Origin of the sequence: Paenibacillus sp. OK076 (genome assembly GCF_900110055.1) — a bacterium.
Taxonomy (GTDB): domain Bacteria; phylum Bacillota; class Bacilli; order Paenibacillales; family Paenibacillaceae; genus Paenibacillus.
In genome coordinates this window covers 1,673,170-1,697,988 of the sequence record NZ_FOCH01000001.1, presented here as the reverse complement: position 1 = coordinate 1,697,988, position 24,819 = coordinate 1,673,170, and the positions used below count along the sequence as shown (strand labels likewise).

Below are 24,819 nucleotides of genomic sequence, written 5' to 3'. Positions count from 1 at the left end.
ACTACCTACAAAAATCCATTTCAATATAAGGGATATCATTCTTGATATTGTTCAAATAAAATTTCAACGCTTCTTTGTCCCAATCACTCCAGTTGTCATAATTATGAAAATTATAACTTCTATAAATCGCTGAAACTACTCCAAACTGCCTAAGATTAATAAAATCAGGTATTAATTTTAACCATGCTTGATCAATTGTATTTTCTTTTACATACCCATCCATGAAATTATTATAATACCTCTTGGTTATCTCTAACCTTTGTTTTCCATCTATTACCCAAGGGATCGGAATTTCATAGAATAAAGGAATAGCAATATCACTAACAAACCAACTGTATTCGGCTTCATCAAAATCAATAAAGACTACATCATCGTCTACGTTCAAATAATTCCCATGATTTAAATCTCCATGGATAATCCCATATGAATCAGTATTCTTGGGAAGCCGGCTGAGTTCATTTTTCAGAATTTCGTATTTGTCAATTACATAAGAAAGTTCCGCGGGTAAATACTTTTTCATATTGATAAGGAACTCTTTTTCATGCCATTTTCTCCTATTTAAATCATCTATTGGATTTAATTTCTTTGAAAGATTATGCATTCTTCCTGTATAATTACCAACTATTTGATAGAATAAATTGCTTTCTTCAGCAATTCTAGCCTTTCGTCCACTAGAAAACTCAAAAGAAGTTGCATAAAATTCCCCATTATCTATTTTCTCTACAAATTCCCCATCAATAGAGTTCACAGCTTTTGAAACAGATACATTATTTTTAGACAAGTAATTAATAAAATCAATTTCAGATAAAATCTCTTCTTCACTTCGATGTGATTTATGTGTTACCCGGAGAACAACACTTGTTTCATTTGACTTCCCAAAATAAACAAAGTTTTGGAACCCTTCTAAGTCTTTAAGACTTGATTCAACAATATTAAACTTTTGAGCCGCCTCATTAAGCACTTTCCAGGTAAAAAGCTCTTTAACATGCTTTTCCATAAAGTTTCTTCCTTTCTCTTCGCAATTTCGCCTAACGTTTCTGTATTCACGACCCGACGTACGTCGGGTGTCCTGCGAATGCCGGGCCAAGGGCGTATGCCCGCAGCGTGAATATTATGTTAGCTGTAGTTCAAGACTTCATTGTAATACTAATAGTTCCTTCAGGCTCATTAATTCTATGGTAAACAAATTTTACTGGTTTACAGTATTTAAGACTATGATTGTTTGCAAGCAATCTACACTCTTCACATGCTTCATCTGTATCGGATATTTCCCATATTTCATGGAGTTCTTGTAAAATAGTAATGGGTATATGCCTACCATCAGTAATTTCCCTTCCACAAAGTGTTTCAAAATGGTACTCAATTAGTATTGTCTTTTCCAACATTATCTTTTTGATTTGTTGATTGATTTTATTAAGAAATCTATGTAATTTAATAAAGTCTATAATTAAATACCTCAATTCCTTTATAGGGTGATCTGGCAATATGAAACCATCATCAGGCTGTAACATGCCATTATCACCATAGTAATGAAAAATTAGTTTGCCGTGTGGATCGCCATTATGTGCAAAAGTATTACGCAAATAATTTCTTACATACTGATGAAACGCTCCATTACAATATTTCTTTAACTCTTTAGCCAATCTTCTTTGATAAGGTTCTCGAGAACTTCTCATGGATCTTATAACATCCCAAATAGAAAGTTCATCACGCTTAAGACCTAGAGCATATGTTTCATTCAACAATTTCGCATACATATCCCAAAGAACCAATTGTCTATATACTGCATTCTCTAAATGGAATGAATAACTATCCCTATTATCAGTTTCTTCAATCGGTATTTTTATCTCTTGGGCAAATTCAATTGCATTAATTAAACAATATTCGTAATGCCTAATGAGTTTGTTCACTCTAATGACCCAGTTCAGTCCGTTCCTTACAATAAAAAGGTCTGGTGACATCATCAATATTTGCTCTTCTTTGTACAATCTATGCTCTTGAATTAAAGTGAATTTATTAATTTTTTTTAACATCAACTGATAATATTTTTGGTCTCCACCCTTCATTATTCATCCCTCATTCCATATTTCTTGAATTTCAGCTAACATCTAATTTATGTACTTCGTAAACACCACACATTTAAGTCAATTTCTGAACTACATACATAATAAACCATATTGTTCCATTTGCGAAGGTACTACAACAAACAAAAGAGCAGCCTGCACCAGGCCACTCTCCCCTTACATATTCTATTACTATCTCAAATAAAAGCGTTTACTTCGCACCACTACTCCATACCACTCTCTCACTCATTGCCTTATGCTGCGCAATCAAGCAGAGTTCCGCCGCTTTGAACGCATGTTCCTGTGTCATTGCAATCTCTGTTCGATCCAGACAGTCCCGGATCAGTTCACCGAAGAATGGATAACCGACCTGTCCTTTGACGCTATAACGGTATTCCCCTTCATGGTTAACCAGGTACACCTGATCGCCTTCAGACTCTCTGGCCACGTCGATATACTTGCGCAGCTCAATGTATCCGTCCGTTCCCAAAATAACCGTTCGCCCATCGCCCCAGGTACCCAGACCATCCGGTGTAAACCAGTCTACCCGGAAGTAACCGGAAGCCCCGTTGTTGCCGATGAGTGATGTTTCGCCAAAGTCCTCCAGTTCCGGGAATTGTGGATGATTGAAGTTATTCACCCGACTGAACGCCACTTCTGCATCCGTACACGAAGCAAAGGTCAGAAACTGCTCGATCTGATGACTTCCAATATCACAAAGGATGCCGCCATACTTTTCATGCTGGAAGAACCATTCAGGCCGACCACCCGCATTCAATCGATGCGGCCCCGTTCCCATAACCTGAACAACCTTGCCGATGGCTCCCTGTTCGATCAGTTGTCCGGCATAGATCGCACTTTCTACGTGCAGACGCTCACTATAGTAGACCATGTACTTTTTCCCAGTGCGTTTAACCTCTTCACGCGCAAGGGCCAGTTGATCCAGTGTAGTAAAAGGGGCTTTGTCCGTAAAATAGTCTTTACCTGCGGCCATGACTCTCATGCCGAGTGGCGCACGTTCCGATGGTATGGCTGCTCCGGCTACGAGCTGCACTTCGTCGTCGGCAAGTACATCCGCTTCAGATGCCGCAATCTGTGCCTGCGGGAACTGTTTCCGAAAAGCCTCGACTTTAGCTGGATCAGGATCGTATACCCATTTGAGTGTTGCCCCAGCCTCCACCAGCCCGCCAACCATACCGTAGATATGTCCATGGTCCAACGCCACAGCAGCAATAACAAATTCACCCGGACCGCATACGACCTCTTTTTTCACACTTTTTGGTGCATAAAACATGCCGTCTTTAGCCATACCTTCTCCACCTTTTCAATTGGATTTTCCGTTTATCGGTTCCGTTATCCTGTACACGCCTTGAGTTCAGCTTGGTGTACAAGTTCCACTTATTTAAATGTCTGTGACAGATCAGCAGGTTGACTGCTGCTGCCTGCCTTGTCTTTCTTTGTATTTGAACTGGCAATCCGCTGCTGCAAATGCGCATAGAACAAATCCTCATCGATCGGCAGATCCACCCAGTTATCGGTCCAGGTTGACAGCAACATGGCATTGGACAAGGTTAACCCATGGATACCCTCTTCTCCAGGAGCAATGAGCGGGGTCCCGTTCAGGATGGCATCGATCCAGTTGCGAATCAGGCCAGGATGTCCGGTTTCCACACCCGTAATTGGCACCTCGCATTTCCAGCATTCCGGCTGTCCGAATCCTCCGGTAAATCTTTGATTGAATTCAGGTTCGGGTTCACGAAGACGCCAGAAAGTCAACTGACCATCTTCAATGACAATTTTGCCGCGATCCCCATTGACCTCGAACCGGTTGGTGCCTGGTGCTTCACCTGTCGTGGTCACAAATACACCCGTTGCTCCATTTTCATACTCGACATATGCCGTTACATCATCTTCTACTTCAATGTTCCGGTATTTGCCGAATGAACAGAAAGCACGCATACGCACCGGCATCATACCGATGGTCCATTGCCACAGGTCCAGTTGATGAGGGTCCTGGTTGATCAGGACACCGCCCCCTTCACCAGCCCATGTTGCCCGCCAGCCGCCTGAATCATAATAGCTCTGAGAGCGATACCAGTTCGTAATAATCCAGTTGGTGCGACGTACCTCACCCAGTTCTCCCGAGGCAATCAGATCTTTGAGTTTGATATATAAAGGGTTGGTTCGCTGGTTATACATCATGGAAAATACTTTGCCGCTTGCAGCAGCCGCTTCATTCATTTTGCGTACCTGTTTGGTGTACACTCCGGCAGGTTTCTCAATCATGACATGCAGGCCATACTGAAAAGCCTGAATGGCCTTTTCGGGATGGTCATAATGCGGGGTTGCAATAATTACCGCATCAATCGTCCCTGATGACATCATCTGCTCCGCATCCTGCCAATAGGTGACTGAAGCCGGAAGGTTGCTGGATACCCAGCTCTCCATTTCTTGTCTCACATCACACACAGCCACCAGTTCTGCACCAGGTACTTCTCCTGCTACCAACGTTCTGGCATGGGCTGCACCCATATTCCCAATTCCAATAACGGCTACTCGAACCAAACTCATACCTGTACCTCCTCGTCCACACGACGTTCAATTTCGGCAAAAACATCTGCAAAATGCTGTAACATCGCCTTCGATTCCAAGACTCCGCTAAAATCCTCAATCCCGTAATATCCATCATATCCAACGGATTTGAGGTCACGGAATACTTGCAACCAGTTCACCACACCCTCGGTTAAGGGGGCCCACTGACAATGCCAGTTTGATGTTAGCGAAATTTCTGTATTTTGTTCATTCACGCTGGAATTCGAATTCATGTTTGATGCATCCTTGAACCAAGCTGCATTCTTCACATGCACATGTGCCAGATAAGGTCCCAGTAATTCCAGTCCCATACGATGGTTCTCATATCCTTCATGGACCATGTTACCTGGATCATACAATACCCCTACATGCTGTGAATCCAGAGATTGCACGAGCCGATAAGCCAGTGATGCAGTGGGGGCAATCGTTTGGTGATGGGTCTCTACTACAGCTTTTACCTTATACTGTTGGGCCATCTCTTGAACCTCATTCAGATAATGCACAGCTTGCTTGTATAATTCAGGATAGCTGGTTTTGCGATCATAACCGGGAACCCCAACACGCATCATGGATGCTCCCAAGGCTTGTGCCGTTTGAAATGCTTGCTCTGTAGCAAGCAGATCTCCGCAGCTCAGATAAGGCACCAATGCAATCGATTGTCTGCCATGCTTTTTTGCCACTTCACGGAATGCAGGTACCTGTTCCTCCCACTGGTCTGGATCTATCGAGCAACGATTATGTCTCCAATAAGAAGGTTCTTCGGACAAAGCATCCGCCGGTATTCCACGATATCTCCATTCGATCCCTTCAATACCGGCTGCGGCTGCAGCAGAAGCCAATTCTTCTGCGGTCAAGTCCGGTGTGGCTACAGTGAATACAGACAATTTCATCAACATTCATCCCCTTATGTAAACGTATTCAATTAATTGTTGTAACCGCATTGTATCATTCATACGAAGGCCTCCATAGGGGGCAACGAGAAGAGATGAATGACAGATAAACAGCAGACCATATTCCCCATTCAGAGATAACTTGCAAGTTCCTTTTTGAATGCATACATAGCAAAAAGCACCCCGAATAACAGAAGATCCTTCTGATTCGAGATGCCTAATTTGCAACTTCTATTTTACATCATAAAAAACATGTTCCGCCTGCAACTTCCCTAAATGTGTCGTCATGATACCAAAAGAATATTGGGGCTGAAAGCGCCGATCCGTAGGAGAGCCCGGATTAAATATCAGCACATCATTGACCGTATGCATCACTGGAATGTGCGAGTGTCCAAAAATCACAGCATCCACCTGCTGCCCTGCAAAGGTGTGGATCGCATTCTGCTCGGTAGACTTCGATCCCAGATGACCATGTACAAGACCAAGACGCAAACCATCCGCCTCAACGATGCGGGAGAACCCGAGTTTTTGACCTATTTCAGGCGGGTCCGTATTACCTGCAACACCTTCAAGCGGTGCGTAAGCGCTGAGCAGCTTGTGTACACTCCAGTCCGACCAATCCCCGGCATGGAGAATCAGATCGGCATCTGATAGCGCCTCAACCAAGGGATCGGGTAACTTACGTGCTCTTCGAGGTAAATGAGTGTCCGAAATGACAATAATTTTCATAGTACAGCACACCTTCCCTTTCCCTTATATTACGCTTTATTCGGCATGTGATGGAAGAACTTCAAGCTGGGAACAGGAACGCTCCATATCTTCAAGTGTAATGGATGCGAAGAACTGTTCCACCTTTGATTCGGCAACCTGGTACAGATTAGTCAGAAGGCTATCGATACGAAGGCCAACATCACAATTTGGATTACAGTTACCGTGAATCGGAAACAATGGCCCTTCATCCTTGGCAGCCTGATAGATCATGGATAATGTGATTTCGCTTGAAGGCTTGGCGAGGTAAAATCCTCTTGTTCCCGGTGAGGAGTCCACAAGTCCTGCCTTTTTCAACCCGCCCAGAATACGTCTGACCACGACAGGGTTGGTATTCACACTACCTGCAATCAGTGCCGAAGTGATTCGTTCAGGCGCGCTGAAAGACAACAACAACAAACAATGCACACTGACCGAAAAATGAGTACTCATGATTAACCACCTTTTATTTGAGCATTATAATGCTGATTTTATATCATCCCAGATGTGTTGGTTTACTCGGAGAACAGGTCCTGTTCAGGACGTGCCCGGATTTTTAACTGCCGAACGCTGTATTCCAGTTGTTTCACAATATCATCCAACTGTTTGCGATCAATCTTCGTTGGATCCTCCACTGGCTTCGCCGATGACTTCAGATCCCGAATCGTTAACTGCTGTTCTTGCCACTTGTCCATCAGATCCGCTATATTGGCATAGAAACGTTCGTAATCTTTAATAACCAAATCAAGATAGGCATCCACCTCATCCGGATCATAACCACGAAGTTTATAATTGAATTGTTTTTCATGAATCGATAAAGCATCGAGCTGCACGCCCAATTGTTTGAACAATTGTCTTTGTTTGTCCAATCTTCGTTTCATATGCTCATCCATATTGACAACCCTCCATTATCAAACGCGCCGCGGTATGCATAGAAGATTCTTTGATACCGCCGCATTTTCTCTCTATATTTTTTATAACACATTATCCGTCAGATATAAAATCGAACGTCTCTTTTTGCACACAAAACTGATTGCTTCTTATGAAATTCGGGTAAGGACTGACTACAACCCCATTGCGGGAAAGGAGCATGTCCTTATGAGTACATTAACCAAAGATCAACTTCAAGAGCTGAAAAACGCTCTTTTGGAACAACGTGAAGACCTACAGCGCCATTTTGAATCCAGCATGGAAGACGGTGCTCCAGCCGAGTCCCTGAAAGATTCAACTGGCGAGCTGTCATCATACGATAATCACCCGGCAGATGCCGGTACGGAGACGTTTGAGCGAAGCCGTGACTTGGCGATTGATGATACGTTAACCGAAGAGTTCAATCAAGTGAATGAAGCGCTGGAGCGAATCGAACAAGGAACGTATGGCACCTGTGTGACCTGTGGTAAGGATATTCCCTTTGAACGACTCGAAGCGATCCCTTACACAGCCTACTGTATCGATGATACGCCTAACCGCGAGTTAAGCAACGAACGGCCCGTTGAGGAGGAAGTCATTGACGATGCCACCGAGCGGTGCCGGAGAAGTCAGACAGCGCAATGCTGGCAAGTTCGATAACGCTGACGCCTGGGAAGCCGTCGAGGAATATGGCACATCGAATTCCCCTGCAACCGCAGCCAAACGTGACGTGAAAGATTATGATGAAAACATGTAGTTTATGAACGAATTAAGAATGGTTACGCTAAAATGGTATATGTCTTCCATCATGCCAAATTACGCATGAAAAAGCCGCCAATGGCGGCTTTTTGCTTGGTTGAGCATATCATCTTTACACAAACGAAACTTTAATAAAGCCGATGAATATGCTTCGATTACTCTTCCGCCAGACCACCAGACGAGGATTCCTTCTGCTTTTTAGCAGGTCTTGACGTTTTGGCAGCGGGCTTGCCTTTATCGGGTGAAGCCTTCTTTTTCAATTTCCCTGCGGTTTCCGAAGCAGGCTTATTCACCGTATCTTTGGATAGGGAACTGAATAAATGAAAGACTTCCTGGTCTGCATTATGCTTATCTTTCGTTAAATAAGGTTCACACATCTTCGTAATGTCGTTGTACAGCTGCTCTACTTCTTTCCGGCTAGCATACAACGTCATATCCGAGATGAACATACGGTCCCCGTTTTCCGCCTGATTCATAAATCGCCGACGGCTCTGATCATACATTTCATTTAACAATTTAAAGGTCTCGGAACGAAATACCTCCTTCAAAGGTGAATTCTCTTCGTCTTCGTTACGGAGCTGAATTTCCCCCTTGAAGGGCTCATAATATTTGGCGATGATTCCATTAATTTCACGAGTGGATACGATGGTGAGCAGACCGATTTTCTCCAGTTTTTTCACATGATAATGTACCTTGGCTGGTACTTCGCCCATCTGGTCTGCAACCTCTTTAACCGTAGAGGGTCTGCCCTGTTTATTAAACATATTCAAGATCTGTATCCGATACGGATCGGAGTAGACCTTGATTTCTTCAATCGTTGAAAGTACTTTGCGCTGCATACCTGTATCCTCATTTCCGGGGTACCTGTTGCCCATCATGTGTATATTATACCGTCCGAACAGGGTTTCGGTCAAAACAGGCTGAAGATAACAGGCTCCAGGAAGCCTTATTATAGAACCGTGCGGAAAGTCTTGCTCAGAAGCACCAGCGCGGCTGACATGGCAAGCATAACACCAAACACAATAAACAGAATCGGCAATGCCACCCAATCGGCAAGGGCTCCTGAAACCAAGCTCCCTAAAGGAGCAACACTCACGACGAGCATACTTTGAAGAGCATACACCCTCCCAAGCATATCGGAAGGCGTAACTTCCATCAGATAGGATGCAAGGGGTGTAGTAGCGAGTGGAATTCCCATGCCCATCATCAGACAAAAGACAGCAGCAACAGGCAGCTGGTAGGACGTCATGTAAGCCGGGAGTGCAGTCATGGCATAACTGAGCCCCAACATGACAATGCCGACGATGACCAGCACACTTTTACGGTAATTCGATCCTCGGTGAGACAGCCACAAGCCACTCAGTACCATGCCTGCCACAATCAGCCCACTGAGTAGACTTAGCCCTCCTGCTCCGGCGTGCAGCGTTTCAATGACATATGGCGTGCGAAGAACATTGAATGGCATCAGACAAAAGTTAACAAAGGCAAACAGAATGGAGACGATCAGTAACAACACATGTTTACGCATAAAATGAAAGGCTTCTGTCATTTCAGAAAATATACTTTTTCTTGCTGGAGGAGAATCAGATGATTCTAATGTTTTATTTTCATTGTTAGATGATGTTTGAGTTTTCGGGTACCCCACACGGCTCATCAGGAGTGCACTTAAGGCAAACAAGCCCGCATCGATCAATATCGTCCACGTGATCCCTGCCGTTGCAATTAACGTGCCCGCTACTGCAAGTCCTGCGAGCTCTGCAACCCGGGTTGCAGATGAGGCCATGGCGTTACCAGACAACAGCATTGATTTGGGAAGTAATCGCGGTACAGTGGATACCTCTGCGGGTGACGCAAAACATTCCAGAAGGGAATTCAAAATAGTGATGACGAACAGATGCCAGACTTGCAGTTCACCCAGACCAAACAATAGTGCTGTAATGCCAACAAATAATCCTCGGCAGGTATTCGTCAGCACAATCACCTTTTTGGGAGACATGCGGTCAACCAGTGCGCCGACAAACAGCCCCAGAAAGATACTCGGCAAAAAGTTAACAGCCAGCAATGTTCCCATCAGCAGCTTTGAACCTGTCAAAATGTACACCATCCAGCTATAGGCAATGGAATCAATCGAATCGCCAAATCTGGATACGACCTTGCTCACCATAAACTGAACATAAGGTTTAATCCGAATTAATTCTCCGATCCCTTGTTTGTGTGCGACTGTACCTTCGCTCATGATTACTCCGCCTCTCAACGTGAAAATATTTTTAATGTTAATTTTATTTTAACGTATGATATGCGAAAATCAACCCTTTCGTGAAAATATTTTTAACGATGTGTTTATCCTTATACAACACAAAAAAACAGACCACAGGGTCTGTTCTCTTTGCATCAAAATTTGCTGCTATGATTCGTAGTTCATGTATTAGTCCTCAGTCTTGAATTGAAATCCAATACTCTCTTCATCTGCCTCCAGCATCAACTGATACACCTTCTCTGCCTCACTACCCAGCCGTTCCTTGCTGATCTGGTAGTTCGTCCAGGTTAGTTCAAGCGGCAGCTCAATCATGGCTGTAAGGCAGTCCCACAAGGCGTCCAGATTTGCACCGTAAAAGTCCGGCAGTTCAAGCTTTTGCTTTAATAGCTCATGCAGCTCTGTTGTGTTATAAAAATCCTCACCGTTAAGTACTATCCTCTTCATGTCGGTCCTGTCCTTCCTTATTTCAAGCGAGTAAAGGATGCATAGTGGTCTGTCGTTTTGTAAATCAAGCCGTCATTGGAGTACAGGATGCGGTCCGAATTACGGAATCCGGAAGTATAATTGATATCCGCTTCACGCCAAGTACGCCCACTTGCTGCTGGAAGCAAACCTTCCCGGTTGCTAAACACGTCTCCACCGATACTTTTGCCCGGAGCAACCGTAGCAAGGTTGCCTTGGGACGATACCCAGCCCAGTGCCGTTGCCTGTGCTTTGGTAATGTAGTTGCATGGCAGTTTGCCGTTGGCGCTGAGATAGTTAGCCACACCCGTAAACGTGTTGATGATGGTACACGTTGCAGCTGAAGCCTTCTGCTGTCCAACCGGAGCGATCTGTGAACTGGTGAAGAAAACAATCGTTAACATAACCGCGAGCAGTGCTGTAGACATAAACTTTTTCATCAATCCAGCCTCCCAATGACTTAAAATGGATGAACGTTGCCACTATGTAAGTGATATGAGATGTGAATTCCACCTGGATGTACGTTCTGCTAGATTATAGTGAACAAGCCATCTATTTACTATTTATATCACATCATTTTGGAGGAAAGATCAAATTCAACTGCCGTTTTTGTAAAAATATATAAATATAACATTTAAATACAACAAAAGACTCACATCCCGGGGGATGGAGTCTACCATTTCGGTCAATTCCTATCATCTATCATGCTAAGCATGTTATTATGTTAGCTTCTCCTTTAATCCACTAACTGTACCCGTTGACGGGTTCGTGCCGATTCCAGGCATGCATCAATGACACGCATATTCTGAATGGTGTTTTGCGGACTGAACGGTAGCTCTTCTCCTTCAAGCACTGCGGCTGCAAAGGTCTCCACCTGCAAAACGTAGGAGTTCGATACCGATACACGTTCCTCACGGCTGACGGAATCGGTGTGCACGATAATCTGTGGTGGAATATCACTGTTCTCCCAACCGAACACCTTGGGTAGTTCAATCCGTCCATCGGTACCGAGAATTTCCATCTCGGCTCGTCCCGAGGCCCACATGCCGCAGTCAAACGTTAACGCTACTGAATTGGGAAACTCCACAAGTCCTGAAGCCATCATATCGACGCCATCATGCTCTTCCGAAAATAGAGCGTGTACTGTTACAGCTTCCGGCTCCTGCCCCAGATACATGCGGGCTGCCGAGATTGGATATACGCCAAGATCAAATAATGATCCTCCGCCCATCTCCCTTTTGAACCTTACATTGTCTTTATCGTCAGCGGTATTACAAGTGAAATTGCCATGGAGCGCTCTGACCGTACCAATCTCCCCACTGGCAATAATCTCTTGCACACGTCTATGCTTGGGGTGGTATCGATACATAATGGCTTCTGCAAACAGTACGCCGTGCTGTTGACATACCTCAATCATTTCCGCCGCTTCATCTGAATTCAGAGCAGCCGGTTTCTCACATAATACATGTTTTCCAGCCTGAGCAGCCTTAATCGTCCACTCCTTGTGCATGTGGTTCGGCAGAGGAATATACACAGCTTCAATATCCGGGTCCGCAATGAGTTCATCATAGCTGCCATACGCTCTGGCAATGTCGAGCTCATTCGCAAGAGCTTCCGCCTTCTCCTTGCTGCGGCTAGCTATCGCCAAGACCTCACCACGTTCGGATTGTTGAATCGCCGGAATGACTGCATTTTTCGCGATTGTGGATGTACCAAGCACACCCCACTGTAGTTGTCTGTCCATGCTTATCTTCCTTTCACTCCGTAATTGTCCTCTTCTGCCTTGTGTAACATACCGAGACAACGATCAAGATCGGCTTTGACCTGTTTTTTATATAATTCGGCTTTCTCCGCACCATCATCCGTGAAGTGATATAAAACGATTTCCTGAAAATCGACTTTCGGATCACTGCCCTTTAGCTTCTTCGTACGATAAAAGACACCCTGTTGAACCAATTCATGCAGCGCCCGGTATATCTCGCTCTGGGGTGGTACATATCCGTAGGCTTTGAATTCCTGCTTCATTGCCTCCAGCATTTCATAGCCGTATCCCCTATGCTGTTCAACCATGGTAATCAGATACAGCTTAATAAATGCCCGCTGCGCAATCATAAAAGCCACGTTCATTCCCCTCCTGTCAGCTCTATATATCTAGTATTATAAAACTTATGTTCCCCTTCTGCCATCTTTATCCGTCTTTCTCCCTTTAATCCATGGGCGTTGGAAGGCAAGAAGGAGAAATGATGGCTAGGTAGGAACGTAAGGTAGAGCGAGAATTTGGGTTTTCTATTATGAATTTTTCATGTAATGAAATTTTAAAATTTATTTCAAAAGTGTTAATCATGGTATTGGCGTCACTTTTTTTTCAGGTTGTTGCCTTCATTTTTATCGGCCTTTAACTCACTGTTGTTCTGAATTTTTCATATAATGATGTATTCACCTGTTAATCAGGCTTGGACTTCGGTACGGTTCCCACAATCCACTTGCCCCAGCTTGCGCGAGAGATGAGCCATGTGAGTACGCAGGATAACGTAAGCGCAAGCAGCCAGGTGATGATCATGCGCACGACGGGGTTTAATCCCCATACCACATAAAACTGTTCATCCGGAATGTAGCTGTAGCGCAACATCAGCATGTGCATCAGGTATCCCCCGTATGACACCCCGCCAATCCACGCCAGCAATCGTGTTACTCTGATATTGTGGAGCTTGCCAGCCAGCTGGTACATCACCATGATGGACGCAATGAGGAATAAGATCATATCCGGCCGGATGAGACTAACAGTATAGAACGTAATCTGTATACCCTCCGGCTTCTGGAACTCCTGCATTAACTTATATATAAACCGAAGACCCAGCACAATAAACACGGTCCAATATACCCAGCGCAAACGTTGAATCCGCTCATTCCAGCGTTGAACCGATAGACCGGCTGCCGCACCAAGCACAAAATAAAAAAAGAAATACAGGAAATTTCGATCAGCATAGGTGGTAAAGGCATCGGTCAGCACCGGGACATTCAACCAATCCATGAACCTGGCGATATTTCGCAATTGATCCGCGAGCACTAGGTACACCACACCGGAGATCAGAAGAGCTATGGTGCGCCCCTTCGCCTCATATCGGTTATAGACATAACGGATTGCTCGCAAAAACAGGGGAAATAACAGATAAAACTGAATAAGCATAATAATGTACCAAAAATGCGAGGTCGTTTTACCCGTGATTAATTTCAAACCAAGGTCAGGGATATCCTGCCAACCAAATCCGTTCCATCCGCGAGGCGCGAGTGTGAAGTAGATCAGGGACCAGATCATATAGGGAACGATGACATCGGTTAAGCGCTTTTGCATGAAACGTCCATAATGCAACTTGTCTCCTGTATTATAGAAAAGCACCATACCTGTGATGAAAATAAACAGGGGTACTGCAAATTTGGACAGCATCAGCAGGATCGCGAGCAATACGCCATCTTCCAGTCCCGCTTCCGGGACTACGGAATAATGAGCTATGGAGTGCTGAAGGACGACTGCCGCAAAAGCAATTCCCCTCAGACTCTCAATTTCTGTAATTCGTTCTTTACGAGGCATAACAGACAGCCTCCTTTCTTGGTTTCGCCATGAAAACGACGTACAATGAAGCCATATATGGATGAACGGGGGGATTCACATCTCAGATACAGACCAAGACATAACTACCATTGACTCCAAATATGTACAACAGCATCTGGCTAATGAACGGACCTTTTTGGCCTGGGTTCGTACCGGCATTGCCATGGTTGGGATCGGCTTTCTCGCAGCCGGCTTCGGCTTCAGTTCAACGGCCTATGATCGGATGGCCCATCTCGCAGCCATCATCATTGGTATTACTTCCTTGGTCAGCGGCATTCTGATCATCTTGTGTTCCGCTTCCGCTTATCATCGAAAACGCAATCAGATTAATTCACAGACATTCCAGGCATCCACGAAATTGATTCGGTTCCTGACGCTGATGCTGCTGGTGATTGGACTGGCCCTGGCCGTATTACTGTATGTATTGTTATTCCCTGCCTGGCAGGTTTAACACCTGAACCTTGCTACAGCAGGAAGTTAAAACAGAGACAAAAGCCGGCTTCCTCTAAAGGAAACCGGCTGATGACCACCTGGTGGCTCACTTATGTCATTCCAGTTGAAGATTCCTGTCTTTACTGAACCAATTTATTATAGAAAAGTATTGTTGCCAAGTCGAGCGGCCTTATCCCGAGCTTCCAATCTTTGATTTTCCATATCGAGATCCGTGCGCTCAACCGTAACATCATCCCGATTGACATCGATTCTGTCCCGGTTCACATAACTGTTACTGCTAAACACGTCATAAACATCCGTGTCCCGATCCGTAGAGTCCACGAGTAGCAGGATTTTACCACTTTGCACGTATTCCTCATACTGTCTTGCATCCTCTTCCGGAATGCCGAGACCCACGAGTCCACCTACAAGTCCGCCTGCTCCTGCACCTACAGCTGCACCCGTAAAGGCTGCGGCAATAGGGCCTGCGGCCAGAATAGGACCGATGCCCGGAATCGCCAATGCTCCAATGCCAGCGAGCAATCCGGCTACTCCGCCGAGCACCCCGCCTGTTGCTGCACCTGCAGCTACACCTTCGGGTGCTTTAGTACCCGTCTCTTCGCGAATAGCTTTCAGTTCATCCCGATCCTGTGTGACTACCGAGATTTCATCTGAAGTGAATCCTTGCGCTTTCAGTCCCTCGATTGCGGATGATGCCTCACGTTCTGTATTAAACACACCTACGATTTTCTTCTGCATAGTGAATCCCTCCTCATCTAATTGAGTGGTTCGCTATGTTATTACCCGCCTCGATTTCTTTCAAACGCTTCCACCGAAATATCATAACCTTGAAGGACTAGGAGAATGACCGACCATCGATATGCTGAGAGGCACCGCGCTGGGAACTGCATATGGTGTGAAACGAACTTGAACTCAGGCAAATAACCGTTGATATGCAAAGCCTGATCTGGTTTTGGCTTCTATTCCGGAGCAATTGAGCAGAAGAGTCCAATGGGCTCAGCATGCTTTTTCTAAAGAACGTAAGACGTCTTAATTGGAACCTATACTCTCATTTTCAATGATAAGGAGCACCAGACACGTTATTCCCCTAAAACGCCCTAAAAAAAGCCACAAATAGCTCCATAATCAGATATAACGTGTCTCAGGTTCGCTATTCCTCTGTAGGCTCTTCAAGCTCCTGTATAACACGTCTCATGTTCGTTAGCGCTCAAGACGCCGCCTAATTCCTAATCTGCCTATCGCATACTCGCCCGGTTCAGGGCGCCCATTTTCAGATCGAGATTTTGAAAACACATTCTAGCTAAACTCGTGGTTTAGCCCGGTTAGTCGCTATCGCTTCGAGCGGATTATCCGGCCAATAATGTTTGGGATAACGGCCTTTCAAGTCTTTCTTCACTTCAAAATAAGTCTCCCGCCAAAAGTTGGCCAGATCTCGTGTGACCTGTACAGGCCGCTGTGCAGGGGACAGCAAATGTATGGTCAGTGGCACTCGACCACCGCCAATACGCGGGGTCTCTTGCTGTCCAAACATTTCCTGCAGTCTCACCGCGAGCGTAGGATCTTCAGGTCGGCTGTAATCCACCGGAATGCGCGAACCACTAGGCACCTGAATATGTGTAGGAGCTTCACGATCCAATTGCTGTCGCTGCTCCCAACTCAATCCGCCGAGCAGCACATCCTGCAACGACAATTTCTTGAGATCCTCAGCAGATCGCATACCTGCCAGAAAAGGGCTGAGATGCTCTGCCAATTCTTCGGTCAGATGATCTTCGATAAGATCAGGCCATTCCGGCAAATGATGATGCAAAAAGCGCATCCTGTCTGCCAGCTGTCGCGATGATTTTGTCCAGGGCAGACAATCCAGCCCTTCGATACGTATTCCTGAAAGTAATGCTTCGAGCACCTGATCTTCGGGTGGCTGTGCAATGCCGCTCTCTTTCAATGTAATGGCTTCAATTTGCAGCCTTTTATGTGCCCGCACACTGCGCGTGTTTCGGTCCCAGGCCACTTGCACTTCTTCATGAAGCAGATGTGGACCCAGCTCCAGCAATCTCTTCTCCTGCACCGGCGCAGCCAGCAGGATGCGCGCATCCGCGCCCTGGTCGTCGGCTTCGGCTGCGACCAGATAGGCTGAACGGCTCAGCGATTCTGTCGCTGCGAGCCGTACCCCGCGGCCGCTGCTCAGCAGATAGCGGCCGTCCTCCCGGCGCTGCCCGATCCGATCCGGATAAGCGAAAGACAGCAGCCATCCGCAGCAGTCCTCATCCGGCTGTACCGGATCGGCCGCCGGGCCGAGCGCCAAGCGCAGCTGGCGGCTCTCCTGGAGCATGCGCCGCACGGCAGCACCGTCTGCGACAGACGCTGCCACTTGCGGCATGCCGCTGCTGTCCGCAGTCAGCAGCGCTTCCACGCGCGGGCGCAGATCGGTGCCCGCCGCGCCTGCACTGCCACTGCTGCGGAGGCCGGCAGGCTCCTGCAGCAGTGCCGCCAGCATGCTGGCGTAGCTGGCCAGCCCAAGCTCCGCCGCGCGGAGCAGCATGCTGGCCAGTCGCGGATGCACGCCAAGCGTGTTCATCCGCCGCCCGAAGGGCGTGATGCGGCCTGCGTCGTCCAGGCCGCCCAGCTGGCGCAGCAGCGCCTGTGCCTGGCCGTAGGCTGCGGCAGGCGGGGTGTCCAGCCACTGCAGCTCTGCAGGGGACTGGACACCCCAGGCGGCAAGCTCCAGCGCCAGCGGCGCAAGGTCCGCGGAGGCAATCTCCGGCTTTGCTGCATCAGGCAGCACGCCATGGGCCTCTTCGCTCCATAGCCGGTAACACACGCCCGGTGCAATCCGCCCCGCGCGCCCCCGCCGCTGATCGGCTGATGCCTTGGACACCGGCAGGGTGACGAGCCGACTCATGCCGGTCCGCGGCGAGAATACCGAGGCACGGCTCAGCCCCGCATCCACCACCACTTTGACTCCAGCCAACGTAAGACTGGATTCGGCAATGGACGTGGACAGCACAACCTTCCGTTTACCTTCATCTGCGGGTCGCACAGCTTCATCCTGCCGTTCTACAGGCATGCTTCCATATAGAGTATGCACCTCAGCATGAGCAGGAAGCATGTGGTTGGACAGCTCTCGCTCTGTGCGATGAATTTCTTTTGCACCCGGTAGAAAAACCAGCACATCCCCTTCCTGTTCTGCCAGTGCCTTAACGACGGCCTGAGCCGTAAAAGTCTCGATCTGCTCGGATGCCGGTTTGGACATATATCGGGTTTTCACCGGAAACGTTCGTCCAGGACAGTCAATCCATTGGGTTGCCTCGCCAAGCAATGCACAGACAGGAGCGGGGTCCAGCGTAGCCGACATCACCAGCAATTTCAGATCGGGACGCAGCATGGCCCGGGATTCAAGCGCAAGCGCCAAACCAAGGTCACCCTGCAGATGCCGCTCATGAAACTCATCAAAGATAATCATCGCTGTGTCTTCCAGTCCCTGGTCCTGTTGAAGCATCCGGGTTAATACACCCTCCGTCACCACTTCTATGCGAGTGGACGGACTTACACGTGTATCCATACGTACCCGATATCCTACGGTCAGTCCCACTTTTTCACCAAGTGAAGCCGCCATTCGTGCAGCTGCCGAGCGAGCAGCCAGTCTGCGGGGCTCCAGCATAATGATTTTCCGTCCGGCAACCCATGGCTCCTCCAGCAGTGCCAGCGGTACTACGGTCGTTTTACCCGCACCTGGCTCCGCAATTAACACACCTGTATCCTTTTCCTGAAATAACTGCCTCAGCTCAGGAATAATTGGTTGTATCGGTAAATCCGTCTTCATCTCATCTCTCCTAATTGATGCTCCACGTGTCTTTGCGAATGTTAGCATTATAACAAAAAAAGAGCTCTCCCAGAAGTCATAAACATGACGGGGAACAGCTCAAGTTAAGGTTATGTTGTTCTAATGAACCGCGGACACGCTAATAGCTCCTACTGGCACAGGTCTGAAATGTAACGAATCACAAAGACGTTATTTCGTCGTTTGGGTCGCTTTTTAAATTCTTACGGCTTTTGTATAAAGGAATACCGTGCTGAGATTCGTGACATTTTACAATCCTCAATAATTCACTTTTTAAGATGTAGTCGGTTCCTTAGCATGTTGACCCAAAAGAGAAATTATTTCCTGTACAGGCTCATCACTGATACATCCAGTTAGCTCAGCAGAGACTCTGCACCATCAATAACAATTTCCGCACCTGTAATGTGTCTGGACTCCGCAGAAGCCAGGAAAGCTACCAGATCAGCGACATGTTCTGGCTGACCCGGCCCATCCGCAAGCGGCTGCTGGCCTTCCGGGAATTCCATTGGAATGACGATTTGATGCAGCTCATCCGTTTTGACCGTACTTTGGTCAATATTCGTTGCAATCGCTCCAGGACAGATGACATTGACACGTATCTTGAACTTGGCCAGTTCCAGCGCAGCCATCTTCGCAAAAGCAACCTGCCCTGCCTTGGATGTACTGTACGCCGACATGCCGAAGCTGGAGAAGCGCTGATTACCATTAATGGAGCTCGTGATAATGATACTGCCACCACCACGTTTCTTCATATGAGGCAGTGCATACTTGATCGTAAAAAAAGTCCCGTTCAGATTGGTCGTAATAATCTGCTGCCAATCCTCAACCTGAATTTCTTCAATCGGGGCCGATACCCCATTAATACCAGCGTTGGCAAAAACGATATCCAGGCCGCCAAACAATTCGATGGTCTCCAGAACTGCTTTTTCCACCCGGGAAGGATCGGAAATATCTACATCGAATGCTCTTGCCGCACCTGCACGCAGCTTATTAATTTCAGATTCTGTCTCCGAGATCCGATCATTAACCAGATCGAGCAGCGCAACATATGCTCCCTCACTCGCCAGTTTGAGCGCTGCCGCTTTGCCAATCCCCGAACCAGCACCTGTAATCATGGCGACTTTACCTTCGAACCGTGGCTTGCCGTTATGTTGTGTCATTATCCATTCCACTCCTTCTCGCTCCGTAATTATGTAAGAATGTACGTTCATGCAATATCTGTAAGTAGATTCTTCACAAGATTACCCAAAAAGAGTGTCTTTTAAATCAACATGCATAAGTTTTTTCGTAGTTGAGTCTCACCATGTTTAGCAGCATGATCAGATCATCTCGTAAGGCTTCACCCGACCTCACCATTCCAGCTCAATGAAAGCGGCATCATCTTCAAGCCCGCCCGTATGTCTCGCATCCAGCAGTACCTGGATGTGCTCATCCGGTATATAAGCCTGGATCGCATCCAGGTCATTCAGGCCATCCGTGTACATTTGCAGACGAACTACTTCACTGGCAGACAGTTTAGCTTCATAGATATGCGGTTTGCCACCAACCGGACCCTCCAGTGTAGACCAACGTTCATTCGTACGGCAGTTCACCTGAAATGCTGCCGATTCCTCCTGACCGTTACGCCAAAGACGAATGCGGGAGTCCCCCTGCCAGGCAAGCCACACCTTGCTTTTCCGGTTGCCCGCAGAGAGCTCGATACGTCCACACACATACATGGCCTGACTTCCCCTGCTCCGCTTCTCCATAAGCACTTCCCGCAGCAGTAAAGGTGAGTTTTCCCAAGGCTGCAATTTCTCCAGCTGCTCGGATGCAGGACTTGTCAAGTCATGAAGGAGACGCTCCATAGCATCCAGAGAAGGATGCTGAGTCGTTTCCAGCCAATCCAGCAAGGCGTTTCCCAGAAAGCGTGCAGCAAAATCACCAAGGTAACTCATGCCTACCCCATCACATAATACGAAAGTACACACATTACCTTTCATGCGAACAGCAGCAAAATCCTGTCCGGTGTCTCCCTGATTAACGGTCTCCGCCGCTCTTCCATAACCATACCTGCACTTGAATGTACCTTGATAACGGGTCAACGGCTGTTCCCCCGTCTGGACACTCACATAGCGGAAGCTGCCCTGATAGTGTTCAGCACGGCTTCCCTTATCTCCAGCAGACAATGTTGCCAAACGCATCGCTCTCATGATTTCCCCTCCTATCTCACAGGCGTAGCAGCGGACATCTGAAACCCGATGGATACCAGTTCTGCACAAGTACCAGGAAGCATCATCAGTGCACCAGGTGAAAGCAAATAATCCGCTTCAACCAGCATCTCACGATAACTTTCCGGCAGAACCGAGGACATATTACGCAGCTTCTCCCCGTGTTCATCCTGAAGAACCGTCTCCTGGGAAATTCCCTTCCATCTTCGTGGCTCCGGAATGGGACCTTCCAGCAGATGATCGGATATAAAAATATTCTCGACAAGTACATTGCCGTCAGGCACGCTCATACCCATGATTCTTTTGGCAATTGGCTCTGGATCTTCGCCAGTAGCTACCCCATCGGTCATATGACATACAAGCGGTGCAGGACAATCCTGCATATTTGGAATTTCAGCCTGTAGAATCTTCTCGGCCTGCAGGAAAGCTTTCGCTGAATCAGAGAATCTTTTCGGTGTTAAGTCGGGTAAGGAACCCACAGCAGCGATTTCGTCAATGCCCTTAATCCCGTTCAACAGATCGTACACATCGTCGCTGTATGCAAGAATCGCGATCCTGTAACGGGGTGTCAGTCGGTTCCCCTTGGTCGAACGAAACACCATTTGGCGAATAGCCAGAGATAAGGCATCATAGACGACATCAATCCGTCGACGGTTGTCCAGAACCATATTCATGGAGGCGCTAATATCAATTAAATAGATTATCAGTGCGGGTGTGCGCTGGGATGCTTGAATTGTGTAGTTCATCTGGGATGTGTCACCTCCGTCGTTCACGTTATTTTACAAGTTAGGTAATGCATAATCCGTATTGCTCAGGAATTTATTGATCGCATTCATTCGTGCTGCCACTTTACCGACACCTTTGAAATAGGTCGCATCGGTGTTGTACAGATTTTTAAAATCACGTGCATACGATTCAGCATTCTCAATTTTTCTGCCTTTTTGCGCATTATATGTTTTATTGTAATGGGCAATCAGTGTGACGACATTCTGAGCACGTTTTTTCTTGAGTGCAGCTTTCTGGGCTGCCTCCTGTTTGCGTTGTGCTTCGGCTGCTGCCTTACGCTCAGCTTCCTGCTTCGCAATTTTGGCATCATTTTCTTTTTTCCAGACTAGATAAGCTTCATATTTCGCCTGTTTGTCGTACTTTTCCTGCTCAGCCTTTTTGGCTGCATCAAGCTTTTGTTGTTTCTGCTTGGCAAGATAAGCCTCATATTTCGCTTGCTTATCATACTTGGCCTGAAGTGCTTTGCGCTCTTCTTCCTTCTTCTTGGCTTCTGCCTGCTTTTTCTTTTCCTCAGCATCAAGTTTTGCCGCATCTGCCGCTTTTTGTTTCTTTTCTTCTTCCTGCTGCTTCAGAGCAGCCACCCTCTCAGCTTCGGCCTCTTCCGCAGCCTTTAGCTCGGCCTGCTTGGCCGCCGCCTCCTGCTCCTTCTGTTTAACCTCGGCCTGCTCGGCCAATATTTTAACCGTTGGCACGCTTCCAGCCAGGAGAACAATCAGCACCGCCGAAGAAATCATAAACTTTTTGGATCTGTAGAAAGGAATCTTGGCTGGCTGAGCTGCATCATCATGCTTGGGATTTAGCTTCGCGTCCAGCTCTTGAATCGCAGCCTCAACTTCCATCTGCATCGCACTGTTATCCGGAATGAAATGATGTAATGAACGATACACTTCGAGCGCCGCAGCCGGTTTGCCTTCATCCTCTAATGCTCTCGCCTGAAGGAACAGACGATTGACTACCGCTTCCTGACCAGGTGAGGGTTCCACGGCGGACACGTTCTGATCCGTATTTCCCAGTTTATCCGATATACCGCTTGCTGCTCCTGTCCCTATAATCTGGTTCGTCTCTACTGCATTTGTCTGGTCTGAAGTCTTGACTTCAGATTCTTCAACTAATGCTGCGCTTGCCAGATGGATATCCACTGCAGCCAGCGCCACAAACCATTCCCCAAACGTAGGGCAGCTGCTGAGATCATGACTCTCCCAGGCACGAATAAACAGATCCGACACCTTGGAGCCCCAGCGCTTCTGGAGCGAATCTCTCATGGTATAATAACGCTCATTTACCGTCTGCATTTCATGCTGGTCAAAATAACTTTCTCCCCATGCTTTCTCCACAATCGCTGCATCAGACCAACTTAACATTTCAGCAATGATAACTGCTCCGGCAAAACGATCGGCATACGCACTCCACAAACCACTGTGCACTGTCCGATGGGCCGCATACCCCGGTGAACCGGCAAGCAATGCATCCGGACGATCCATTCTGGAACCATACATCTGCTCAACATCTACCAGTTCAACTGCTGAAACCCCTCTCAGGTTCTCCACTTCGGAAAAAAACGGAATCATCACATTGGGTGCGGACAAATCACAATGAGCCAGTCCACGCTGCTCCATAGCAGAACCGGTCCCGGCTAGAGCTCTCGCCAGCTTCAGGCTTTCTTCTGCTGTCAGCTGCTTCTGATCGCTGATTACATCGAACCAGGTCAGACCATGTACCCACGGCATCAATACCGCATACAACAGATCAGGATGTTCTCCAATAAGCGCTCCGTTTCTTTCCGGAGTGAGCACATCACGCTTGCATACCTGCAAACCTGGCAGTTCACTATAAGACTCCATGTGCTCAGACTGATACACCATAGCCGGGATACGGAATTTAGGAAAAAATACTTTTAGTGCTTTGGCCCCACTTATGGAACCGTCACGGGGTAACAACTGATAGACGATACCCTGCCTTCCAGCTTGGGCGTAAGCCAGACCAGGTGCAGCCGGATGCTGCCCAATGGTATAGGCAATGTCGTTAATCACCACTTCATCCCCGGGATTTGGTTGAAAAGACATGCTCATCCCTCTCTCTGTCATTCTGTCATAGTGCAACAAAAACCGGGAGTTGTGAAAACGCCCGGTTTTTGCTGTAGTTGTAAATCCTCAGCTTGCTTCCTGCATATGATTCTGGGCAAATTCGGAAATGGAACCTGCCTGAACTATGTATCGCAGATTAGCGAGCTTGGTCAGCCGTACGGAATTTGTTGGCAATAGCCGTCAGTTCCGCGCTGATGCTATTCAGCGTCTGAACGAAAGATTGCATTTGTTTGCTAGCTTCCTGGAATTCCTGGAAGAAGCGTTGCTTCGTCATACCTTCCCATTGTCCTTCCATGCTTGTGATGGATTGAGTCAATGTAGAAACGATTTGCTGACTTTGCTCACCGCTTTGTTTAAATTGGTTGGAAACCTGATCAAGCTGTTCTGGGGTAACTAAAATACGTCCTGCCATTTGTAAATTCCTCCTTGGTTTGTGCAATTAAATTCGCTTGTTCAAATTGTACTATACAAGGATCGATCGGACAAAAGCCGAAGGACCTAATCCTATTTACCCCATTTTTGGCATTCGAAACTTCGCCTAACAGACTATTTATAAAAAAAATCACTTTCTGCTGTCTTGCTTATTCAGCCTTGTCCTCCGTGAGCTCAAGAAACCACAGGTTCGGTTCCTCTTCTCCCACGAAAGGAGGGATCTGTGAATCTCCACGCCACAGGTTCAGGCTGCATGGCCTGAATCAGGGTCGCCGGTGAGCCATCAGGCGGTGCAGCATCCTGTACACGGTACACTGCCGCTACCGCGGAAAATGGATCGGATACAACAGCAGCAGTTGCCGAATGCGCAGGCATAATCTCTCCTGCACGCTCCGTCTGAAGAACATTCAACATATTGACTGCATTGCCATAGGCTGTGTTCACATGACTCAACACTGTACGATACTCCATGTCCACCTGCTGGAATAACAAGGCCTTGCGTCCCAGCTGTACGCTCAAGTCCATAAAACGACGTACTGCTGCTTCGCAGAGTCGCTTGCTGTGATTCCATTCATTCATAATCGCGGCGCGGGCTTCAAGATCCCACTCCAGCGAATGAATGGCCTGATCCAATACTGTCATCTTTTGCTGTATTTGCTCCGCCGCATACTGAATCTGCCTGCTCAGTGCCCGAAGCACATCCGGTTCCACACGAATGCGCATTTAC

At 47.2% G+C, this 24,819-nt stretch carries 24 protein-coding genes and 2 pseudogenes; 3 read left to right on the top strand and 23 right to left on the bottom strand.

Translation table 11 applies throughout. From position 1 onward, the window contains the following. Window position 1 precedes the first annotated feature (1 nt). From BMY78_RS07740 to BMY78_RS07705, 8 genes are all read right to left on the bottom strand, one after another. Window positions 2–997: a phosphotransferase enzyme family protein gene (locus tag BMY78_RS07740; RefSeq protein ID WP_090896256.1), complete on the bottom strand. Its 996-nt coding sequence runs from the start codon at window positions 995–997 to the stop codon at window positions 2–4. A gap of 130 nt (window positions 998–1,127) precedes the next feature. Beyond that, window positions 1,128–2,066 (bottom strand): Cthe_2314 family HEPN domain-containing protein, encoded by a 939-nt coding sequence (locus BMY78_RS07735; protein ID WP_090896251.1) that lies wholly within the window; start codon window positions 2,064–2,066, stop codon window positions 1,128–1,130. Between the two features lie 208 nt (window positions 2,067–2,274). Then, complete coding sequence (locus BMY78_RS07730; RefSeq protein ID WP_090896246.1) at window positions 2,275–3,372, bottom strand: Gfo/Idh/MocA family protein; 1,098 nt, start codon at window positions 3,370–3,372, stop codon at window positions 2,275–2,277. Window positions 3,373–3,461: 89 nt separating this feature from the next. Then, a complete protein-coding gene (locus BMY78_RS07725; protein WP_090896243.1) occupies window positions 3,462–4,634 on the bottom strand; it encodes a Gfo/Idh/MocA family protein in 1,173 nt (390 codons plus the stop codon). Then, complete coding sequence (locus BMY78_RS07720) at window positions 4,631–5,545, bottom strand: sugar phosphate isomerase/epimerase family protein (RefSeq protein WP_090896239.1); 915 nt, start codon at window positions 5,543–5,545, stop codon at window positions 4,631–4,633. The genes BMY78_RS07725 and BMY78_RS07720 overlap by 4 nt, the downstream gene beginning before the upstream one ends. Before the next feature lie 231 nt (window positions 5,546–5,776). Next, window positions 5,777–6,274: a metallophosphoesterase family protein gene (locus BMY78_RS07715; protein ID WP_090896234.1), complete on the bottom strand. Its 498-nt coding sequence runs from the start codon at window positions 6,272–6,274 to the stop codon at window positions 5,777–5,779. 36 nt (window positions 6,275–6,310) lie between these two features. Further along, a complete protein-coding gene (locus BMY78_RS07710) occupies window positions 6,311–6,745 on the bottom strand; it encodes an Rrf2 family transcriptional regulator (protein WP_090896231.1) in 435 nt (144 codons plus the stop codon). Window positions 6,746–6,807: 62 nt separating this feature from the next. Continuing rightward, entirely contained in the window at window positions 6,808–7,185 is a 378-nt protein-coding gene (locus BMY78_RS07705; RefSeq protein WP_024630343.1) for a DivIVA domain-containing protein, read from the bottom strand. Window positions 7,186–7,390: 205 nt separating this feature from the next. On the opposite strand from BMY78_RS07705, the gene BMY78_RS07700 reads away from it, so the two are divergent. Next, window positions 7,391–7,861 (top strand): TraR/DksA C4-type zinc finger protein, encoded by a 471-nt coding sequence (locus tag BMY78_RS07700; protein WP_256221989.1) that lies wholly within the window; start codon window positions 7,391–7,393, stop codon window positions 7,859–7,861. Beyond that, window positions 7,806–7,958 (top strand): hypothetical protein, encoded by a 153-nt coding sequence (locus BMY78_RS33215; RefSeq protein ID WP_256221988.1) that lies wholly within the window; start codon window positions 7,806–7,808, stop codon window positions 7,956–7,958. The genes BMY78_RS07700 and BMY78_RS33215 overlap by 56 nt, the downstream gene beginning before the upstream one ends. 157 nt (window positions 7,959–8,115) lie before the next feature. Here the strand turns inward: BMY78_RS33215 and BMY78_RS07695 are convergent, their stop codons facing one another. From BMY78_RS07695 to BMY78_RS07665, 7 genes and pseudogenes are all read right to left on the bottom strand, one after another. After that, window positions 8,116–8,799, bottom strand: coding sequence for an ArsR/SmtB family transcription factor (locus tag BMY78_RS07695; RefSeq protein WP_090896228.1), 684 nt, complete (start codon window positions 8,797–8,799; stop codon window positions 8,116–8,118). 110 nt (window positions 8,800–8,909) lie between these two features. Further along, entirely contained in the window at window positions 8,910–10,196 is a 1,287-nt protein-coding gene (locus BMY78_RS07690) for an MFS transporter (protein ID WP_090896223.1), read from the bottom strand. A gap of 189 nt (window positions 10,197–10,385) precedes the next feature. Further along, entirely contained in the window at window positions 10,386–10,661 is a 276-nt protein-coding gene (locus BMY78_RS07685) for a barstar family protein (protein WP_090896220.1), read from the bottom strand. A 17-nt stretch (window positions 10,662–10,678) separates the two neighbouring features. Beyond that, a pseudogene (locus BMY78_RS07680) lies at window positions 10,679–11,008 on the bottom strand (ribonuclease); the annotation flags it as partial. 407 nt (window positions 11,009–11,415) lie between these two features. Then, window positions 11,416–12,423 (bottom strand): Gfo/Idh/MocA family protein, encoded by a 1,008-nt coding sequence (locus tag BMY78_RS07675; RefSeq protein WP_090896213.1) that lies wholly within the window; start codon window positions 12,421–12,423, stop codon window positions 11,416–11,418. A 2-nt stretch (window positions 12,424–12,425) separates the two neighbouring features. Next, a complete protein-coding gene (locus tag BMY78_RS07670; RefSeq protein WP_063563231.1) occupies window positions 12,426–12,800 on the bottom strand; it encodes a replication termination protein in 375 nt (124 codons plus the stop codon). A 322-nt stretch (window positions 12,801–13,122) separates the two neighbouring features. Then, complete coding sequence (locus tag BMY78_RS07665) at window positions 13,123–14,268, bottom strand: acyltransferase (RefSeq protein WP_090896208.1); 1,146 nt, start codon at window positions 14,266–14,268, stop codon at window positions 13,123–13,125. Window positions 14,269–14,329: 61 nt separating this feature from the next. Here BMY78_RS07665 and BMY78_RS07660 point away from each other — a divergent pair, with 61 nt between their 5' ends. Then, on the top strand, window positions 14,330–14,740 hold the full coding sequence (locus BMY78_RS07660; RefSeq protein WP_090896205.1) for a YidH family protein: 411 nt from the start codon (window positions 14,330–14,332) through the stop codon (window positions 14,738–14,740). Window positions 14,741–15,270: 530 nt separating this feature from the next. Here the strand turns inward: BMY78_RS07660 and BMY78_RS33680 are convergent. From BMY78_RS33680 to BMY78_RS07620, 8 genes and pseudogenes are all read right to left on the bottom strand, one after another. Next, a pseudogene (locus tag BMY78_RS33680) lies at window positions 15,271–15,480 on the bottom strand (general stress protein); the annotation flags it as partial. Between the two features lie 562 nt (window positions 15,481–16,042). Continuing rightward, a complete protein-coding gene (hrpB, locus tag BMY78_RS07650; RefSeq protein WP_090896202.1) occupies window positions 16,043–18,562 on the bottom strand; it encodes an ATP-dependent helicase HrpB in 2,520 nt (839 codons plus the stop codon). 371 nt (window positions 18,563–18,933) lie between these two features. Next, window positions 18,934–19,740 carry an SDR family oxidoreductase gene (locus BMY78_RS07645; protein WP_090896199.1) on the bottom strand — a complete coding sequence of 269 codons (807 nt, stop codon included), beginning with the start codon at window positions 19,738–19,740 and terminating at the stop codon, window positions 18,934–18,936. 189 nt (window positions 19,741–19,929) lie between these two features. Next, complete coding sequence (locus BMY78_RS07640) at window positions 19,930–20,772, bottom strand: hypothetical protein (RefSeq protein WP_090896196.1); 843 nt, start codon at window positions 20,770–20,772, stop codon at window positions 19,930–19,932. Between the two features lie 11 nt (window positions 20,773–20,783). After that, window positions 20,784–21,536 carry a vWA domain-containing protein gene (locus tag BMY78_RS07635; RefSeq protein ID WP_064639011.1) on the bottom strand — a complete coding sequence of 251 codons (753 nt, stop codon included), beginning with the start codon at window positions 21,534–21,536 and terminating at the stop codon, window positions 20,784–20,786. Between the two features lie 33 nt (window positions 21,537–21,569). Then, window positions 21,570–23,639, bottom strand: coding sequence for a serine/threonine-protein kinase (locus BMY78_RS07630; RefSeq protein ID WP_090896192.1), 2,070 nt, complete (start codon window positions 23,637–23,639; stop codon window positions 21,570–21,572). Window positions 23,640–23,796: 157 nt separating this feature from the next. After that, window positions 23,797–24,072 (bottom strand): WXG100 family type VII secretion target, encoded by a 276-nt coding sequence (locus tag BMY78_RS07625; protein WP_017689071.1) that lies wholly within the window; start codon window positions 24,070–24,072, stop codon window positions 23,797–23,799. Window positions 24,073–24,266: 194 nt separating this feature from the next. Beyond that, complete coding sequence (locus BMY78_RS07620; protein ID WP_063566322.1) at window positions 24,267–24,815, bottom strand: WXG100 family type VII secretion target; 549 nt, start codon at window positions 24,813–24,815, stop codon at window positions 24,267–24,269. Window positions 24,816–24,819: the final 4 nt, after the last annotated feature.

Excerpts from the sequence above, each read along its gene's own strand:
- BMY78_RS07660 (WP_090896205.1), top strand. The coding sequence starts at position 14,330 with ATGAACGGGGGGATTCACATCTCAGATACAGACCAAGACATAACTACC.
- BMY78_RS07675 (WP_090896213.1), bottom strand. The coding sequence starts at position 12,423 with ATGGACAGACAACTACAGTGGGGTGTGCTTGGTACATCCACAATCGCG.
- BMY78_RS07740 (WP_090896256.1), bottom strand. The coding sequence starts at position 997 with ATGGAAAAGCATGTTAAAGAGCTTTTTACCTGGAAAGTGCTTAATGAG.
- BMY78_RS07730 (WP_090896246.1), bottom strand. The coding sequence starts at position 3,372 with ATGGCTAAAGACGGCATGTTTTATGCACCAAAAAGTGTGAAAAAAGAG.
- BMY78_RS07710 (WP_090896231.1), bottom strand. The coding sequence starts at position 6,745 with ATGAGTACTCATTTTTCGGTCAGTGTGCATTGTTTGTTGTTGTTGTCT.
- BMY78_RS33215 (WP_256221988.1), top strand. The coding sequence starts at position 7,806 with ATGCCACCGAGCGGTGCCGGAGAAGTCAGACAGCGCAATGCTGGCAAG.
- BMY78_RS07665 (WP_090896208.1), bottom strand. The coding sequence starts at position 14,268 with ATGCCTCGTAAAGAACGAATTACAGAAATTGAGAGTCTGAGGGGAATT.
- BMY78_RS07625 (WP_017689071.1), bottom strand. The coding sequence starts at position 24,072 with ATGGCAGGACGTATTTTAGTTACCCCAGAACAGCTTGATCAGGTTTCC.
- BMY78_RS07715 (WP_090896234.1), bottom strand. The coding sequence starts at position 6,274 with ATGAAAATTATTGTCATTTCGGACACTCATTTACCTCGAAGAGCACGT.
- BMY78_RS07635 (WP_064639011.1), bottom strand. The coding sequence starts at position 21,536 with ATGAACTACACAATTCAAGCATCCCAGCGCACACCCGCACTGATAATC.
- BMY78_RS07720 (WP_090896239.1), bottom strand. The coding sequence starts at position 5,545 with ATGAAATTGTCTGTATTCACTGTAGCCACACCGGACTTGACCGCAGAA.
- BMY78_RS07685 (WP_090896220.1), bottom strand. The coding sequence starts at position 10,661 with ATGAAGAGGATAGTACTTAACGGTGAGGATTTTTATAACACAACAGAG.
- BMY78_RS07690 (WP_090896223.1), bottom strand. The coding sequence starts at position 10,196 with ATGAGCGAAGGTACAGTCGCACACAAACAAGGGATCGGAGAATTAATT.
- BMY78_RS07705 (WP_024630343.1), bottom strand. The coding sequence starts at position 7,185 with ATGGATGAGCATATGAAACGAAGATTGGACAAACAAAGACAATTGTTC.
- BMY78_RS07735 (WP_090896251.1), bottom strand. The coding sequence starts at position 2,066 with ATGAAGGGTGGAGACCAAAAATATTATCAGTTGATGTTAAAAAAAATT.
- BMY78_RS07725 (WP_090896243.1), bottom strand. The coding sequence starts at position 4,634 with ATGAGTTTGGTTCGAGTAGCCGTTATTGGAATTGGGAATATGGGTGCA.
- BMY78_RS07630 (WP_090896192.1), bottom strand. The coding sequence starts at position 23,639 with ATGTCTTTTCAACCAAATCCCGGGGATGAAGTGGTGATTAACGACATT.
- BMY78_RS07620 (WP_063566322.1), bottom strand. The coding sequence starts at position 24,815 with ATGCGCATTCGTGTGGAACCGGATGTGCTTCGGGCACTGAGCAGGCAG.
- BMY78_RS07695 (WP_090896228.1), bottom strand. The coding sequence starts at position 8,799 with ATGCAGCGCAAAGTACTTTCAACGATTGAAGAAATCAAGGTCTACTCC.
- BMY78_RS07645 (WP_090896199.1), bottom strand. The coding sequence starts at position 19,740 with ATGACACAACATAACGGCAAGCCACGGTTCGAAGGTAAAGTCGCCATG.
- hrpB (WP_090896202.1), bottom strand. The coding sequence starts at position 18,562 with ATGAAGACGGATTTACCGATACAACCAATTATTCCTGAGCTGAGGCAG.
- BMY78_RS07640 (WP_090896196.1), bottom strand. The coding sequence starts at position 20,772 with ATGAGAGCGATGCGTTTGGCAACATTGTCTGCTGGAGATAAGGGAAGC.
- BMY78_RS07700 (WP_256221989.1), top strand. The coding sequence starts at position 7,391 with ATGAGTACATTAACCAAAGATCAACTTCAAGAGCTGAAAAACGCTCTT.